General features: G+C 56.7%; 12 protein-coding genes and 1 riboswitch. Of the genes, 4 read left to right on the forward strand and 8 right to left on the reverse strand.

The genetic code is table 11. The annotated features are described in order from the left end of the window. Positions 1 to 34 precede the first annotated feature (34 nt). The gene (locus tag CU100_RS00185; RefSeq protein WP_106714565.1) at positions 35 to 325 is read right to left on the reverse strand and encodes a hypothetical protein; all 291 of its coding nucleotides are present in this window, start codon (positions 323 to 325) and stop codon (positions 35 to 37) included. A gap of 92 nt (positions 326 to 417) precedes the next feature. After that, positions 418 to 1,053 (reverse strand): thiamine diphosphokinase, encoded by a 636-nt coding sequence (locus CU100_RS00190; RefSeq protein ID WP_106714566.1) that lies wholly within the window; start codon positions 1,051 to 1,053, stop codon positions 418 to 420. A gap of 161 nt (positions 1,054 to 1,214) precedes the next feature. After that, positions 1,215 to 1,334: riboswitch (TPP riboswitch) on the forward strand. Positions 1,335 to 1,377: 43 nt separating this feature from the next. Here CU100_RS00190 and thiB point away from each other — a divergent pair. The 4 genes from thiB (at position 1,378) to CU100_RS00210 (ending at position 6,388) form a co-directional block, all read left to right on the forward strand. Next, on the forward strand, positions 1,378 to 2,394 hold the full coding sequence (gene thiB, locus CU100_RS00195; protein ID WP_106714567.1) for a thiamine ABC transporter substrate binding subunit: 1,017 nt from the start codon (positions 1,378 to 1,380) through the stop codon (positions 2,392 to 2,394). Beyond that, entirely contained in the window at positions 2,370 to 4,022 is a 1,653-nt protein-coding gene (gene thiP, locus CU100_RS00200; RefSeq protein ID WP_106714568.1) for a thiamine/thiamine pyrophosphate ABC transporter permease, read from the forward strand. The genes thiB and thiP overlap by 25 nt, the downstream gene beginning before the upstream one ends. A gap of 64 nt (positions 4,023 to 4,086) precedes the next feature. Next, positions 4,087 to 4,761 carry a thiamine ABC transporter ATP-binding protein gene (locus CU100_RS00205; protein ID WP_106715899.1) on the forward strand — a complete coding sequence of 225 codons (675 nt, stop codon included), beginning with the start codon at positions 4,087 to 4,089 and terminating at the stop codon, positions 4,759 to 4,761. A gap of 199 nt (positions 4,762 to 4,960) precedes the next feature. Further along, on the forward strand, positions 4,961 to 6,388 hold the full coding sequence (locus CU100_RS00210; protein ID WP_106715900.1) for a M48 family metalloprotease: 1,428 nt from the start codon (positions 4,961 to 4,963) through the stop codon (positions 6,386 to 6,388). Positions 6,389 to 6,434: 46 nt separating this feature from the next. On the opposite strand, the gene CU100_RS00215 is transcribed toward CU100_RS00210, so the two are convergent. From CU100_RS00215 to CU100_RS00240, 6 genes are all read right to left on the reverse strand, one after another. Beyond that, on the reverse strand, positions 6,435 to 7,034 hold the full coding sequence (locus CU100_RS00215) for a CarD family transcriptional regulator (RefSeq protein WP_106714569.1): 600 nt from the start codon (positions 7,032 to 7,034) through the stop codon (positions 6,435 to 6,437). Between the two features lie 351 nt (positions 7,035 to 7,385). Next, positions 7,386 to 7,724: a ferredoxin FdxA gene (gene fdxA / locus CU100_RS00220; RefSeq protein WP_106714570.1), complete on the reverse strand. Its 339-nt coding sequence runs from the start codon at positions 7,722 to 7,724 to the stop codon at positions 7,386 to 7,388. 300 nt (positions 7,725 to 8,024) lie between these two features. Continuing rightward, complete coding sequence (locus CU100_RS00225) at positions 8,025 to 8,441, reverse strand: RNA-binding S4 domain-containing protein (RefSeq protein ID WP_106714571.1); 417 nt, start codon at positions 8,439 to 8,441, stop codon at positions 8,025 to 8,027. 2 nt (positions 8,442 to 8,443) lie between these two features. Beyond that, on the reverse strand, positions 8,444 to 11,509 hold the full coding sequence (locus tag CU100_RS00230; protein WP_106714572.1) for a helicase-related protein: 3,066 nt from the start codon (positions 11,507 to 11,509) through the stop codon (positions 8,444 to 8,446). 385 nt (positions 11,510 to 11,894) lie between these two features. After that, on the reverse strand, positions 11,895 to 12,620 hold the full coding sequence (gene phbB, locus CU100_RS00235; RefSeq protein ID WP_106714573.1) for a beta-ketoacyl-ACP reductase: 726 nt from the start codon (positions 12,618 to 12,620) through the stop codon (positions 11,895 to 11,897). A gap of 130 nt (positions 12,621 to 12,750) precedes the next feature. After that, positions 12,751 to 13,935 (reverse strand): acetyl-CoA C-acetyltransferase, encoded by a 1,185-nt coding sequence (locus CU100_RS00240; protein WP_106714574.1) that lies wholly within the window; start codon positions 13,933 to 13,935, stop codon positions 12,751 to 12,753. Between the last annotated feature and the right edge of the window lie 26 nt (positions 13,936 to 13,961).

The raw sequence follows: 13,961 nt of genomic DNA on the forward strand, positions 1-13,961 counted from the left end.
CCGGCCTGCTCCATAATTCACCAACTGATACGGGTCAGTAGCGACGGCATGGCGCCCGATAGCGTTCACCGTAGCGGTTCTCATAGGTGCAATAGCGGCTGGCATTGTTGTTGGTCGCAGCACCAACCAAAGCACCGCTGGCACCGCCGATTGCAGCACCCGCGAGAGCACCACGACCGCTACCTGTGATTGCGCCGCCGGCCAGCGCACCCAGCGCAGCACCACCAACGCCATAGCCGGCTACGCGCTGATCGCTGGTCGTGCAACCGGCAACCGAGAACGCCAAAAGTCCGGCAACTGCAATCGAAGACAAACTTTTCAACATGGAAGACCTCTCCGTTTTAAAACCAAACTCACCAGCTTGCGTCCCCAATGCTGTGTAGCAACAATTACACTTTCCGCCTTGTTTTACAAGCGTTAGGCAACTTCCGGCGCAGCGATCAGGATCGCTTCACCCGAACGAAGCGACACGTGAAGCTGTCCGCGTACCGCATTCGACACTGTAAGCGATGAACCGAAAGAAAGTTCCATATTTTTCAACGGCCAGCGTGCTCCGCTAATAAAAAGCCCGCGCAATTGCGAAAATGCAACAATGCTGAACGGAGTACCATCGGAAAAATCGAACGCGTAGGCGCCTGCAACCAGGGGATGTGCTTCCTCATAACCGCTGGAGAGAATGAGCTTGCGTCCCTCCGCTGCAAACCTCGTCGCCATGGTCAAATGCAGTAGTGCGTGATCGGTTCGCTCACCGCCAAATGCGCCGCAAAGGATAACTTCCGTTGCGCCTAGTCGATAGGCCTCGTTCAACGCAAGTTCGCCGTCGGTCATGTCCTTCTCAGCTGGAAATTCCATCCGAGGGACTCCGGCATACTGCGCTTCTAGTTGCGCCGAGGCCGAATCGAAATCGCCGAGCCAGAGTTCAGGCTCGAGCCCCAGCGCCGCCGCATGGGCAATCCCTCCGTCCGCTGCAAGCACCCGCGCGCCTGCAACCTGATGGCGAAGACGATCGGTAACATGGAGGCCACCGCCAAGAAGAAGCACGAATTTACTCATGAATCGCCCATAGCATGCGTAGGGCCAACGGAATAGATGCCGGGTGCACAACGGGACGACCAATAGCTCATCGATGTCTGCTTTCGGACACGGGGACTGCAGCGACTAGTTCGCCCAGGGCATATTGCTTGCAGGGTCGAGGCTTATTCTTTAATGTTCGCAATGCTCTAACGGGGTGCCTATCCGAGAGGATGGGCTGAGAGGCTCAAAGGAGAGATCCTTGCCAACCCGCGGAACCTGATCCGGTTTGTACCGGCGGAGGGATTAGACGCGCAATGAAAGTGGCGCGCCAATCCTTTTGAATTGTCACTCTAGGAGGCGCCGATGCGGCCATTCGATACTGTTCTTAGACCCTTCATTACGGCTTGCATACTCGCGCTAGCACTGGCCGTTCCGGCAAAAGCCGATGGGAAACTGACCGTCTACACCTATGAGAGCTTTACCGCCGAGTGGGGCCCGGGTCCAAAGATCAAGCAAGCCTTTGAAAAACAATGCAGCTGCAGCATCGATTTCGTCGCTGTAACCGATGGTGTCGCGTTGCTCAATCGCCTCAGGCTAGAGGGTAAGTCAACGAAGGCCGATGTCGTTCTTGGCCTGGACACGAATTTGACTCACGAGGCGAAGGAGACCGGGCTGTTCGCTCCGCACGCAATTGACACCAGCTCGATCGAGATTCCCGGCGGCTACAAAGACGATACGTTCGTTCCTTACGATTACGGTTACTTTGCTGTGATTTACGACACGCACAAAATGAAAGACCCGCCCGCGAGCCTCAAACAACTGGTCGAAGGCGGTCCCAAGGACAAAATCGTCATCGAGGACCCACGGACGTCTACGCCGGGATTGGGCCTGCTGCTCTGGGTGAAGTCGGTCTATGGCGACAAGGCCGGCGAGGCGTGGGCCAGACTGAAGGATCGCGTGTTGACAGTAGCGCCAGGCTGGTCGGAAGCCTACGGCCTGTTCACCAAAGGCGAAGCTCCGCTGGTGCTGTCCTATACGACCTCGCCTGCCTATCACATCATCGCCGAGAAAAACGATCGTTACAAGGCTGCCGCATTTGAAGAGGGTCACTACCTTCAAGTAGAAGTGGCGGCGCAAACTGCGAACGGCGCCAAGAATCCGCTTTCCGCGCAGTTTCTGGCGTTCATTACCAGCCCGGCATTTCAGGACACCATTCCCGAAAGCAACTGGATGTTTCCAGCCGCAAAGACGAGTGGACCGCTCAATCCTGCCTTCGATACTTTGGTGAAGCCGGCAAAAACCTTGATCTTTTCGCCAGAGGAAGTGGCCAGGAACCGTAAGGCCTGGATCGAGGAATGGCTCTCCGCGATGAGCCTGTAGCGTTGGTGTCCTTAAAACCAGCGGCGGGGGCCCTTGCCCTCGCCTTCCTGGCGGTGCTTGCTGGTGGTGCGTGCCTGAGTCTCGCTGTCGAAGCACTGCGCGGCGGCACGGATGGTTTTGCGGCTTTCGACAGCTATCTGTGGCGAATTACCCGCTTCACGCTGCTGCAGGCGCTACTTTCCATGCTGCTATCGATTGCGTTCGCCATCCCACTTGCTCGTGCTCTACACGCACATCCGACTTTTCCGGGTCGGGCAATGATTTTGCGGCTCTTCGCGCTACCGCTGGCTCTGCCCGCCCTTGTAGCAGTTCTTGGCGTCACAAGCATCTACGGCCGCAATGGGTTTGTAGCTCTGCTTTTCAACTGGCTCGGCTTCAATCTAATTCCCAACATATATGGGCTGACCGGCATCCTCATCGCGCACGTGTTTTTCAACTTGCCCTTGGCAACACGGTTTATCCTTGCCGGTCTCGATACGATTCCGGAAGATTACTGGAAACTGTCGTCGCAACTGGGCATGGGAGGCTGGGCCCGGTTCCGGCTTATCGAGTGGCCAGTCATGCGGCGTCATCTTTCGGGCATTGCAGGGCTGATATTCATGCTTTGCGTTACTTCATTCACCGTTGTCCTGACGCTCGGCGGCGGACCGCGTGCGACGACGCTGGAGGTGGCGATCTACCAGTCGCTGCATTTCGATTTCGACATTGCTCGCGCAGTTTCGCTGACACTCGTGCAGTTGTGTTTGACGGTTGCAGTCCTCGCGGTTCTGAGCCTGACCGGCCGTCCAACCGAGGAAGGATTTAGCCTGCGCACAACGAGCCGCCGTTTTGACCAGCCAACACTGACGACCCGCCTTCTGAATGGAGGCGTGATAATGCTGGGGCTGCTCTTTGTCGCGCTGCCCATAGCTGGAACGGTCGTTTCGGGACTGGCCGCCGATCTTTCCCGACTTCTAGGCGAGAGCGAGGTCTGGCGCGCAATTCTGACAAGCGTACTGCTCGGAGCAACTGCTGCCGGGCTGGCGCTGATCATTTCGCTGTCTCTGGTGGTAGCCCGTGAATACCTGGCCAGCCATCGGGGCTATGCCTCGCCAAAACTGTTCGAACGATTGATCGATCGCGGCGCCAGTCTGATCTTGGTCATTCCACCGATCGTCATAGGCTCCGGCTGGTTCATTCTGTCCCGCTATTTCGTAGATCCGTTCAGCCTCGCGCCCTTCATGGTCGTGAGTGTCAACGCGGCAATGGCGATACCCTTCGCATTTCGTATTCTACGCCCGGCGTGGGATACGGCGGCAAGCCGCCATAACCGGCTGTGTGCGCAATTGGGCCTTCACGGCTGGAACCGGCTCCACCTAATCGATTGGCCTGTTATGAAGCGTCCATCAAGCGTCGCCTTCGCCTTCGCGATGGCCCTGTCTCTCGGTGACCTCGGGACAATCGCACTCTTCGGCAATGATCTTATCCAGACCCTGCCCTATTTGCTCCTGCAACGCATGGGGAGCTATCGTACACAAGACGCGGCGGGCCTGGCATTGATCCTCGGCGTGCTGTGTCTTCTATTGATGATCGCAGCTGACAGGGGCGCAGCCACGTCGGCAAAGAGAGAGGTCGCAAACATTGGCTGAGCGTTCTACGCCCAAGGGCGGTGCGGACATACGTCTCGATGGGGTCGATTTCGACTATGACGACATGGCGATGCACTTCAACCTCATCATCGAACCATCGACCATCACCGCGATCATTGGTCCAAGCGGAGCGGGAAAATCCACCCTGCTCAATCTCATCGCTGGATTTGAACGTGCCAAGTCGGGCCGGATTTTCATTGCGGGTGCGGACGTAACCTATGCCGCGCCATCCGAACGACCCGTTTCGATGGTATTCCAGGACAATAATCTCTTCGCGCATCTTGATGTCGCCGCCAATGTCGGGCTGGGCCGAAAGCCAAACCTGAGATTGGACGAAGCTGACAAGGCCGCGATTGCTGATGCTATCCGGAAGGTTGGCCTAGCTGGCAAGGAACAGCGAAAGCCCGAAGCTCTATCTGGCGGCGAACGTCAACGGGTGGCAATAGCACGGGCACTGGTGAGGAACCGGCCAATACTCCTGCTGGACGAAGCCTTTGCCTCCCTGGGTCCGGCCTTGCGGCACGAGATGCTCGACCTCGTTGGGAGTTTGCAGGACGAAACCGCGATGACCGTGGTTATGGTGACGCATCATCCAGACGATGCGTTGCGTCTGCGCTCCATGCTGGTTTTTCTCGACAAGGGCAAAGTCGTTGCTTCAGGACCCGCGGCGAATCTGCTTTCAACCGGGGCGCCCACGCTGTTGCGGAAATATCTCGGTGCGGAAGACTCTGGGCTTTGACATATTTTCGACGCGTTGCCACCTTCATGAAGCACAATGAAATTCTTGCTCACAGCTGCTTGTCGGGCTAGCAAGGGCACGAAACACGAGTCTGCTCGCGCGCGTCGACAATGAGGAAATGATTCTGGCTTCGCACAATTCTTCCAATGACAACGGATGGCTTACAGCCGCTCGCCGCACGAATATTGCGTCGGCAACGCTGCTGCTGGCCTTCTTGTCGGGGTGCCAGGTTTTGGATGTGACCAAGGAGGACGCGTTGGGGCCTTCGTCGAACCCGGTGACAGTCGACAATGTCACCAAGAACGACAGACTGGCAAAGCTGAGTGCGGAGCAGCATCCTCGTATTCTTGCCACCTATGGCGGCGAATACAAGGATGCCAAGCTCGAGCGCATGGTGGCCAAGGTCGTCGGCAATCTTACGACGGTTTCGGATAATCCGACGCATACCTACCGCATCACGATCCTCAACTCGCCCAATATCAATGCCTTCGCGCTTCCCGGCGGCTACCTATATGTGACGCGAGGGCTTCTGGCCTTAGCCAATGACAGCGCAGAACTTGCTGCCGTCATCGCGCACGAGATGGGTCACGTAATTGCCAACCACGGTATCGAGCGTCAGCAGCGCGAGCAGGAAGCACAGATCGCTGGACGCGTGGTATCGGAGGTCTTGCAGGACGACAGTGCTGGCCGAGAAGCACTGATCCGGGGCAAGCTGCGCATGGCCCAGTTCTCCCGTAATCAGGAACTTCAAGCCGATGCCATCGGGATCAAGATGATCGGCGAGGCAGGCTATGATCCTTTTGCCGCGGCACGCTTCCTTCAGTCCATGGCATCCTACGCCGATTTCCGCAGTGTTTCTGGCGCCACCGATGCGAGCCTGGATTTCCTTGCCAGCCACCCTTCCGCGCCACAGCGCATCGAACTCGCACGCGGACATGCCCGTCGCGTCGGAGCACCGGGGGTCGGCACGACCGACCGAGCCTCCTTCCTGCAGGGCATCGACGGCGTCCTCTATGGCGATACGCCCGAGGAAGGGTATGTGCGTGGACGCAATTTCGTGCATCCGCTGCTCGGCGTAAGCTTCACCGTTCCTGATGGCTTTACCATCGACAACAGCGCCGACGCCGTTATGGCGACGGGACCAGGTGAGGTGGCAATCCGTTTCGACGGAACGCAGGTCACAGGCACTCCATCGATGACAGACTACATGCGCAGCGGCTGGGTCACGGGCCTTGACGACGCTAGCGTTCAGGCCGTGACCTTCAATGGCATGCCTGGAGCAAGCGCCAAAGCCCGGGCGGATCGTTGGGAATTCGACATATTCGTCGTTAATGCCGGCAACCGCATCTATCGCTTCCTGACCGCTGCGCCGGCCGGAAGCACTGCTCTGGTGCCAGCTTCACAGATGGTAATCCGAAGTTTCCGCCTGCTGACACCGGACGAGAAAGCAAGCGTGAAACCCCTCCGCATCCGGGTCGTCACAGTAAAACCAGGGGACACGTTGGTAAGTCTCTCTAATCAAATCATGGGAACTGACCGGAAACTCGACCTATTCCGCCTGATAAATGCGTTGCCGACAGGGGGAACCGTTTCCGCCGGTGACAAGGTCAAGATCATCAGCGAATAAAAAGCCCGGCAATGCCGGGCTTTTTATTCAGGTTCGGAGGAAGCTCTTAAGCTGCTTCTTCCTGCTCGTCTTCAACAACGATATTCGCCTCGGCTTCGGCGTCTTCAGCCTTGGCACCCCGCTTGGGCCCTTTGGCAAGATTAACTTCGATCAGACGCACCGCTTCTGTTTCCGACATCTTGTTGACGGCGGAGATCTCACGAGCCATACGGTCAAGAGCTGCTTCATATAGCTGACGCTCCGAATATGACTGCTCCGGCTGGTTGTCAGCGCGGAAAAGGTCCCGCACGACTTCCGAAATAGAGATCAGGTCGCCAGAATTGATTTTCGCATCATACTCCTGCGCCCGGCGTGACCACATGGTACGCTTGATACGAGCGCGACCCTGGACAACCTTCAACGCACGATCAACATAGTCCGTCTCTGAAAGTTTGCGCATACCAATAGCTATTGCCTTGGCGACCGGCACTTTCAAGAGCATCTTGTCTTTCTGGAAATCGATAACAAAAAGCTCAAGCTTATGGCCTGCAACTTCCTGCTCTTCGATATTGGCGATTTGACCTACGCCGTGTGCCGGATATACGATAAACTCACCCGTTTTGAATCCAATACGCTGGGCGGTTTTTTTCTGCTGAACTGCTGTCATGCGCTTAACTACTCCTTGCTGCGCCCGGCAAAACGCACCGGCTAAACCAATCACTGGAAACCGGAAACCGGTTTGTCGGCCGTCAATATTCATGCAAAAGCCATCCGGACACACCAGAGGGGTGGATAAAGAAAAACCACCCTGATCCGTTCAGTCCGAAAAAATCTAGCCGATTGGTGATTTATGCTTTAGCGCCACGAAATTGACGTCCAATGATCAACATATCGCGCGACCATAACACGAAAAGCGATTAGAATCAACTTTTTGCTGCAACTGCTAAAAATAGTGAAGTTTCAAGACTTGCGAATATCCTCAAGGCAAGCACCCACAGTAACAAATATCCTAAACCTCTTAGTCGCCCTCGCCCGGCTCCGGTGAAAAGAACTTTTCAAACTTACCAGGAATACCATCCATGTCCTTGGCATCAGCGGGAGCATCGCGCTTCTGAGAAATATTCGGCCACTTCTCTGCGTACTCCGCATTCACCTGAAGCCAATTGTCCAGACCCGGCTCAGTGTCAGGTTTGATAGCCTCCGCGGGGCATTCAGGTTCGCAAACACCGCAATCGATGCACTCGTCGGGGTGAATGACGAGCATGTTCTCGCCCTCATAGAAACAATCGACGGGACAGACCTCAACGCAATCCATATATTTGCAGCGGATGCAATTGTCGGTCACAACGTAAGTCATTTGCTGGCTCCTGAAGACACCACTATCAGCGTGTCAGCGGCTGAGGTAACGATTTGACGCCGGGCTGACAAGGGGGAAGAATAAGCTGCGGCACCAGAACGCGGACAACTTATGTCCAAACTCTGGACAAAGGCCAAGCACAAGGGCACTCACCGGCCATTCATGGCATCGCCATCTGTGAACAACAAGCAACCACTATCCCTTACTACCTCAGTAATTGGAATAATATTTTAGCGAAGATGCCAATCAGAGAGAAAATTTCGACGTAACGAAGCTTGTCTGCAACGCCGAAATCACAGATCAGCTATCTTCATCCTCACCCAGCATAAGCCGGTCCACCTGCCTTCGATCACGCTTTGTGGGTCTTCCGCTGCCCGCGTCGCGCTTCGGTAAACCATCAAGACTGCTGGTGTCGCCCTTTGGCGGCAGGGGCGGAGAGATGTCCTCATACAGAGTCCGCGCTTCCTCGGCAGGTCCGCGACGTGTTCCTCCAGAGAGCACCCTATAGACGAGAATACGCCGGTCGAGAGTGATCGTCAGCACGTCCCCGGGCTTCACTCCGTGTGATGGCTGGTCAATCTTATCCCTGTTGGACCTGACACTACCGCCTGACACGAGCTTTGCCGCAAGGGAGCGGGATCTGACCACTCGCGCGAAGAACAGCCACTTGTCAACGCGTTGCCTTTCACTTCCGTCATTTGAGGTCGCGCCGGCCATGCCTATTTCTTCATTTGTTCCTTCAGTGCCAGCAACTTGGCGAAGGGAGAATCCATGTCGATCTTGACCGGACGCTCTTCGCGTTCCGGACGCTTGGCCTGAAGCGGCGCTTTGCCTGAAGGTTTTCCGCCGGAACCCTGCTTGAAGCGGTCATTGCCACCGGGCTTGCCTCTGCCTCGGAAATGCTCCTTGCGTTCGCCCTGTTCATTCTGCTGCGCGTTATGTCGTTCTGCTCGTGCGGGGTGCGGCTCGGCTTGGTTGGCACGCGCCTGGACGCGGCGATTATTTTCTCGTTTCTCCTGAGGAGCGCGGTTGTTGCGCCCCTCAAACCTGGCTTGTCGCCAGAGCAAGACTGGCTTCGGCATTTCTTCCACCACGGCGGGCGTGGACTCCACCGGCTCTTGGGCTGTGTCGCCCGCATCATCCTCGATGGCTGCCGCGGCCCGCGTCTCCACTGGCGGTTCTGCGGGTTCGGCCGCAGCCGCTGGTTCGCTCGCGGGTTGCATTGCTTCGAGAGGAGCCGCGTCCACCTTGTCCGCCTGAACTTCCTCGGAAGGAGCAGGCAAGGGCGACGCGTCGAGTTCCGTCAGTTTGGCAGCAACCAATCCTGCATCCGCCGGTTCCGAACGATAGCCAAGGTTCTTCAATACCTCTTCCATGTCGTCGGCAGTGGCACCGAGGATCGACATCATTGACGGGGTTACCACAAAACGCGACCCGTCATAGGCACCGTCCGGCCGCGTACCGCTTCCAGGCTTCCAGGCAAGGGCGGGACGAATGAGGTCGGCGAGCCGTTCCAGAATATCGATACGGACGGCTCTCCTCCCAAGCATGCGATATCCGGCGAGGCGGTAGAAAGCCGGATCAAAGCTCGGATCCGTTACCACCGACGTTCGTCCAGCTGACAAAACTTGCACAACGTCTCCATAACCAGGACGATCCTTGGCATCCTCCCTGAGCGCCCACAATAGCGTCAGGAGACCGGCCGGAGAAGGTTTGAGCAGCGCTGGCAGGAAGACGTGATATGCGCCGAAGCGAACGCCAAGGCGCCGAAGCGCGGCGCGGGAATCCTGGTCTAGTCCGCGCACGTCTTCAGCCACGTCGCGCCGCTGGAGGATTCCGAAATTTTCCACCAGCTGAAAAGCCAGGCCCTTGGTTATTCCGACCAGACCATCGGCATTCGCCAGATCGACAAGCGGCTTCAAGATGGTTTCGACGTGATGGGCTAGAAAGCGGTCTACGCGAGCAGCAACCTTGTCACGTGCAGGACCGGTCAGCTGTTCGTCGGCCAGCAGCACAGCCCGGGGTTTCAACGCCTGCTCCCCAGAGACGACCGAGGCGACCGGAGCGCCGATCCACCTTAGGGTTCCGTCAGAACCTAAGGCAAAATCGCCATTGGCCGAAGCGGAAAAACGCTCGGCGCGATTTTCAAACTCTGCTGCCAGGGCCTTTTGCGCGGCTGCCTTGACGGCCTTCGCATCCGTTCCATCGACGTGAGTGTCCGCAGTAAATCGGAACCCATCCAAACGTCCAACATGATGCCCCTCGACAACAACGTCACCGGCAGGGCTAATTTCGGCTTCTAGCATCGTATTCTCTCTCAGGCGCCTCATAAGCACGCTTGTCCTGCGGTCTACGAAGCGTTTCGTCAACCGTTCATGCAGTGCATCTGATAATCTGTCCTCAATTTCACGCGTCTTTTCTTGCCAATGTGTCTGATCTGCAAGCCAACCCGGCCTGTGAGACACAAATGTCCATGTTCTAATCTGGGCGATACGCCGTGACAGCGCATCGATGTCACCGTCCGTGGAATCGGCACGGCGCACCTCTTCGGCCATGTAATTCTCGTTCACATGGCCCTTGTCAGCAAGGTCTGTATAGATCGATGCGATAATATCGGCATGTTGAGCTGGGGCAATCTTGCGATAGTCGGGCAGCGCGCAGGCATCCCATAAAAGGGCGACACGTTCGGGTGTATTGGCCAAAGGTGCGACGTCTGGATCGTTGGACAAATATTCAAGCGCCTGTTGATCGACCGCAGGTAGTGCGCGCGTCAGTCCTTCGATTGCAGCGGGCGTGTCAATGGATCTCTTCAGCGCTTCTAGGCTGGAATAGTCAAAGCGAGCTGTCCGCCACTGGAGTATCTTTACGGCGTCGAAGGCATGAGACTCCACCCTCTGGACCAGTTCCTCGGAAAATCCCGAGACCTGTCCCGTTACTCCGAACGTCCCGTCGCGCAAATGCCTGCCGGCACGGCCGGCTATTTGACCGATCTCACCGGGTGAAAGGTTGCGAAACTGATAGCCATCGAATTTACGGTCCTGAGCGAAGGCAACATGATCGACATCAAGATTGAGGCCCATCCCGATGGCGTCCGTTGCAACGAGGTAATCGACATCACCGGACTGATAAAGATCGACCTGAGCGTTGCGCGTGCGTGGGCTGAGTGCCCCCATGACCACCGCTGCGCCACCACTCTGGCGCCGTATCAACTCAGCAATCGAGTAAACCTCCTCTGCGGCAAATGCCACTATCGCCGATCGGGGTGGCAGGCGGGTTATCTTCTTTGGTCCTGCATAAAAGAGATTGGAAAGCCGCGGCCGGGTGACGACAGAAACGCCCCGCAGGAGCTTCTCGAGAATCCCCCGCATAGTCGCGGCGCCGAGCAGCAAGGTTTCCTGCCTGCCCCTCAGATGCAGAATACGGTCGGTAAAGATATGACCGCGCTCCAGATCGTTGGCGAGTTGCACCTCGTCAATGGCAACAAAGTCCATATCGGTCTGGCGTGGCATGGCCTCTACTGTGCAGACAGCATAGCGTGCGCCGGGAGGGTTGATCTTTTCCTCACCGGTAATCAGCGAAACATTGGACAGACCTACCCTTTCCGCCACGCGATGATAAACCTCCCGCGCCAGCAGACGGAGCGGCAGGCCTATCATTCCGGTACGATGCGCTAGCATTCGCTCGATGGCGAGATGAGTTTTACCCGTGTTTGTGGGACCCAGCACGGCAGTAACATCGCGGCCTGACAAGACCAGGGGAAGTTCGGGGTTGGGCATAACGTTCATCAATTACAATCCAATACCGGCACCAGTTCGAAATGCCGGGCATGCATTTGCGATTAGCATCTTAAGCATTCAACAGAAAGGTAGGTTGGACGCCGTAGAGAAACAATCATAAATCGACATATCGTAGTGCCGTTATGAAATGGAACGCGTGCAGAACGAATCAGCTACGAATCAGCTTTAGGACCAGATTCCTGCTTTGTTCACTGCCACATCTAGGCGACCGGCTCAACGAACTTACAAGATGCTGAATCGCCTGAAACCGTTTCAGGCCACGATTTGAAGCCGTTCTTACAGTCTAGGACAGGATTCAGCCAAGCCTTCCGCTCCAGAGGCTCAGCTACAGTTGCAAACACGACCGCCCTTGACCGCACCGTATCGGTCACGCTCAGGTGAAGTATTGTCCACCGTTGGCCGTGAGCGTCGAGCCGGTGATGAAGCCCGCCTCATCGGACGCGAGGAAGATGACGCAACGTGCGACTTCTTCTGGCTCACCCAGACGTCCGACAGGAATTTGCGGAATAATCCGCTCGTTCAGGACTTTTTCGTCGATGGCACGCACCATCTCCGTGCCGATATATCCCGGGCAGATTGCATTAACGGTGATTCCAGCGCGAGCGCCCTCCTGGGCCAAGGCTTTCGTAAATCCGATGTCGCCGGCTTTCGAGGCTGAATAGTTAACCTGTCCTGCCTGGCCCTTCTGGCCGTTAATCGAGGAAATATTGATAATCCGGCCGAACTTCCGGTCTCGCATGCCGCCCCATAGTGGGTGGGTCATGTTGAACAAACCAGTTAAATTGGTGTTGATCACGTCGCTCCACTGACCTGGCGTCATCTTATGGAACATTGCATCACGAGTTATGCCGGCATTGTTCACCAGCACAGAAACCGAACCCAGATCGGCTTCGATCCTTGCGATACCTGCCGCGCACTCCTCGTAATTGGAAACATCCCATTTGTACGTGGCGATACCGGTCTTCTTGCCGAACTCCTTCGCCGCGTCATCATTGCCGGCGTAGTTCGCAGCCACTCTATAACCCGCGGTTTTCAACGCAACGCAAATAGCAGCACCGATGCCGCGCGTTCCACCCGTAACTATTGCTGTTTTAGTCATCTATCCCTCCCTGAAACTGATCTCGTAAAAAACACAATGTACTTTGAAATTATGCCAGCCTACGGTCGAAACTCACGGCGCATGCAGGCGTCACTTGCCGATTAAATTACCTGGGCCAGCGAAGCTAAGACTAGTCTTTGATCCGCTCGACACAGAGCGCCACGCCCATGCCCCCGCCAATGCACAATGTTGCAAGGCCCTTGGTTCCATTTCGGCGCTTTAGCTCAAACAAGAGTGTGTTGAGAACACGAGCACCAGAGGCGCCAATTGGATGGCCTATGGCAATTGCGCCACCATTCACGTTGACGATGTCCGGGTTGAAGCCAAGATCCTTGTTGACGGCGCAGGCCTGGGCCGCGAATGCCTCATTGGCCTCGACCAGATCAAGGTCCTCGGCCGTCCAGCCGGCCTTTTCCAGAGCTTTGCGCGAAGCTGGAATAGGGCCCGTCCCCATTATCGACGGATCCACTCCGGCTGTAGCCCATGAGGCTATGCGCGCCAAAGGTTTGATGCCGCGGCGCTTCGCCTCTTCCTCGGTCATCAATACCACGGCAGCGGCCCCATCATTGAGCCCTGAGGCATTGCCGGCTGTCACCGTGCCGTCCTTGTCAAAGGCTGGCCGCAACTTCGCCAGCGAATCCAGTGTTGCACCGTGACGAATATACTCATCGTCAGCGACCACAACATCGCCCTTGCGGGTCTTGACCGTAAATGGGACAATCTCATCCTTGAATTTCCCGGCCTTTTGAGCCGCCTCAGCCTTGTTTTGCGAGCCAAGCGCAAATTGATCCTGTTCCTCGCGGGTCAACTGCCACTTCGTGGCGATGTTCTCGGCAGTGATCCCCATGTGATAGCCATGAAACGCATCCGTAAGGCCATCCTTGATCATGGTATCGATCAACTTCATGTCGCCCATCTTCGTGCCGCTGCGCAGGTGCGCGCAATGCGGAGACAGAGACATCGATTCCTGTCCGCCCGCGACGACAATATGCGCATCGCCCATTGCGATCTGCTGCATCCCGAGTGCTACGGCGCGCAAGCCGGAGCCGCAAACCTGATTGAGGCCCCAGGCCGTCGCCTCCTGCGGTATGCCGGCAGCCATCGCTGCCTGTCTCGCGGGGTTTTGGCCTTCGCCCGCGCCGAGCACCTGTCCCATGATCACTTCGTCCACATCTGATCCGTTCACACCGGCGCGGCTGAGCACTTCCTTGATAACAGCTGCGCCCAGCTCATGCGCGGGAACGTTGGCGAATGCACCGTTGAACGATCCTACTGGGGTACGGGCGGCGCTGGCGATGACTATGGAATGGCTCATGACGTTTCCTCATATTGGCATTCTGA

Source organism: Phyllobacterium endophyticum (assembly GCF_003010935.1).
GTDB lineage: Bacteria > Pseudomonadota > Alphaproteobacteria > Rhizobiales > Rhizobiaceae > Phyllobacterium > Phyllobacterium endophyticum.

Bases quoted from the DNA above. Each gene is read 5' to 3' on its own strand.
- CU100_RS00185 (WP_106714565.1), bottom strand. From the start codon at position 325: ATGTTGAAAAGTTTGTCTTCGATTGCAGTTGCCGGACTTTTGGCGTTC.
- CU100_RS00190 (WP_106714566.1), bottom strand. From the start codon at position 1,053: ATGAGTAAATTCGTGCTTCTTCTTGGCGGTGGCCTCCATGTTACCGAT.
- thiB (WP_106714567.1), top strand. From the start codon at position 1,378: ATGCGGCCATTCGATACTGTTCTTAGACCCTTCATTACGGCTTGCATA.
- thiP (WP_106714568.1), top strand. From the start codon at position 2,370: ATGGCTCTCCGCGATGAGCCTGTAGCGTTGGTGTCCTTAAAACCAGCG.
- CU100_RS00205 (WP_106715899.1), top strand. From the start codon at position 4,087: ATGGCGATGCACTTCAACCTCATCATCGAACCATCGACCATCACCGCG.
- CU100_RS00215 (WP_106714569.1), bottom strand. From the start codon at position 7,034: ATGACAGCAGTTCAGCAGAAAAAAACCGCCCAGCGTATTGGATTCAAA.
- fdxA (WP_106714570.1), bottom strand. From the start codon at position 7,724: ATGACTTACGTTGTGACCGACAATTGCATCCGCTGCAAATATATGGAT.
- CU100_RS00225 (WP_106714571.1), bottom strand. From the start codon at position 8,441: ATGGCCGGCGCGACCTCAAATGACGGAAGTGAAAGGCAACGCGTTGAC.
- CU100_RS00230 (WP_106714572.1), bottom strand. From the start codon at position 11,509: ATGAACGTTATGCCCAACCCCGAACTTCCCCTGGTCTTGTCAGGCCGC.
- phbB (WP_106714573.1), bottom strand. From the start codon at position 12,620: ATGACTAAAACAGCAATAGTTACGGGTGGAACGCGCGGCATCGGTGCT.
- CU100_RS00240 (WP_106714574.1), bottom strand. From the start codon at position 13,935: ATGAGCCATTCCATAGTCATCGCCAGCGCCGCCCGTACCCCAGTAGGA.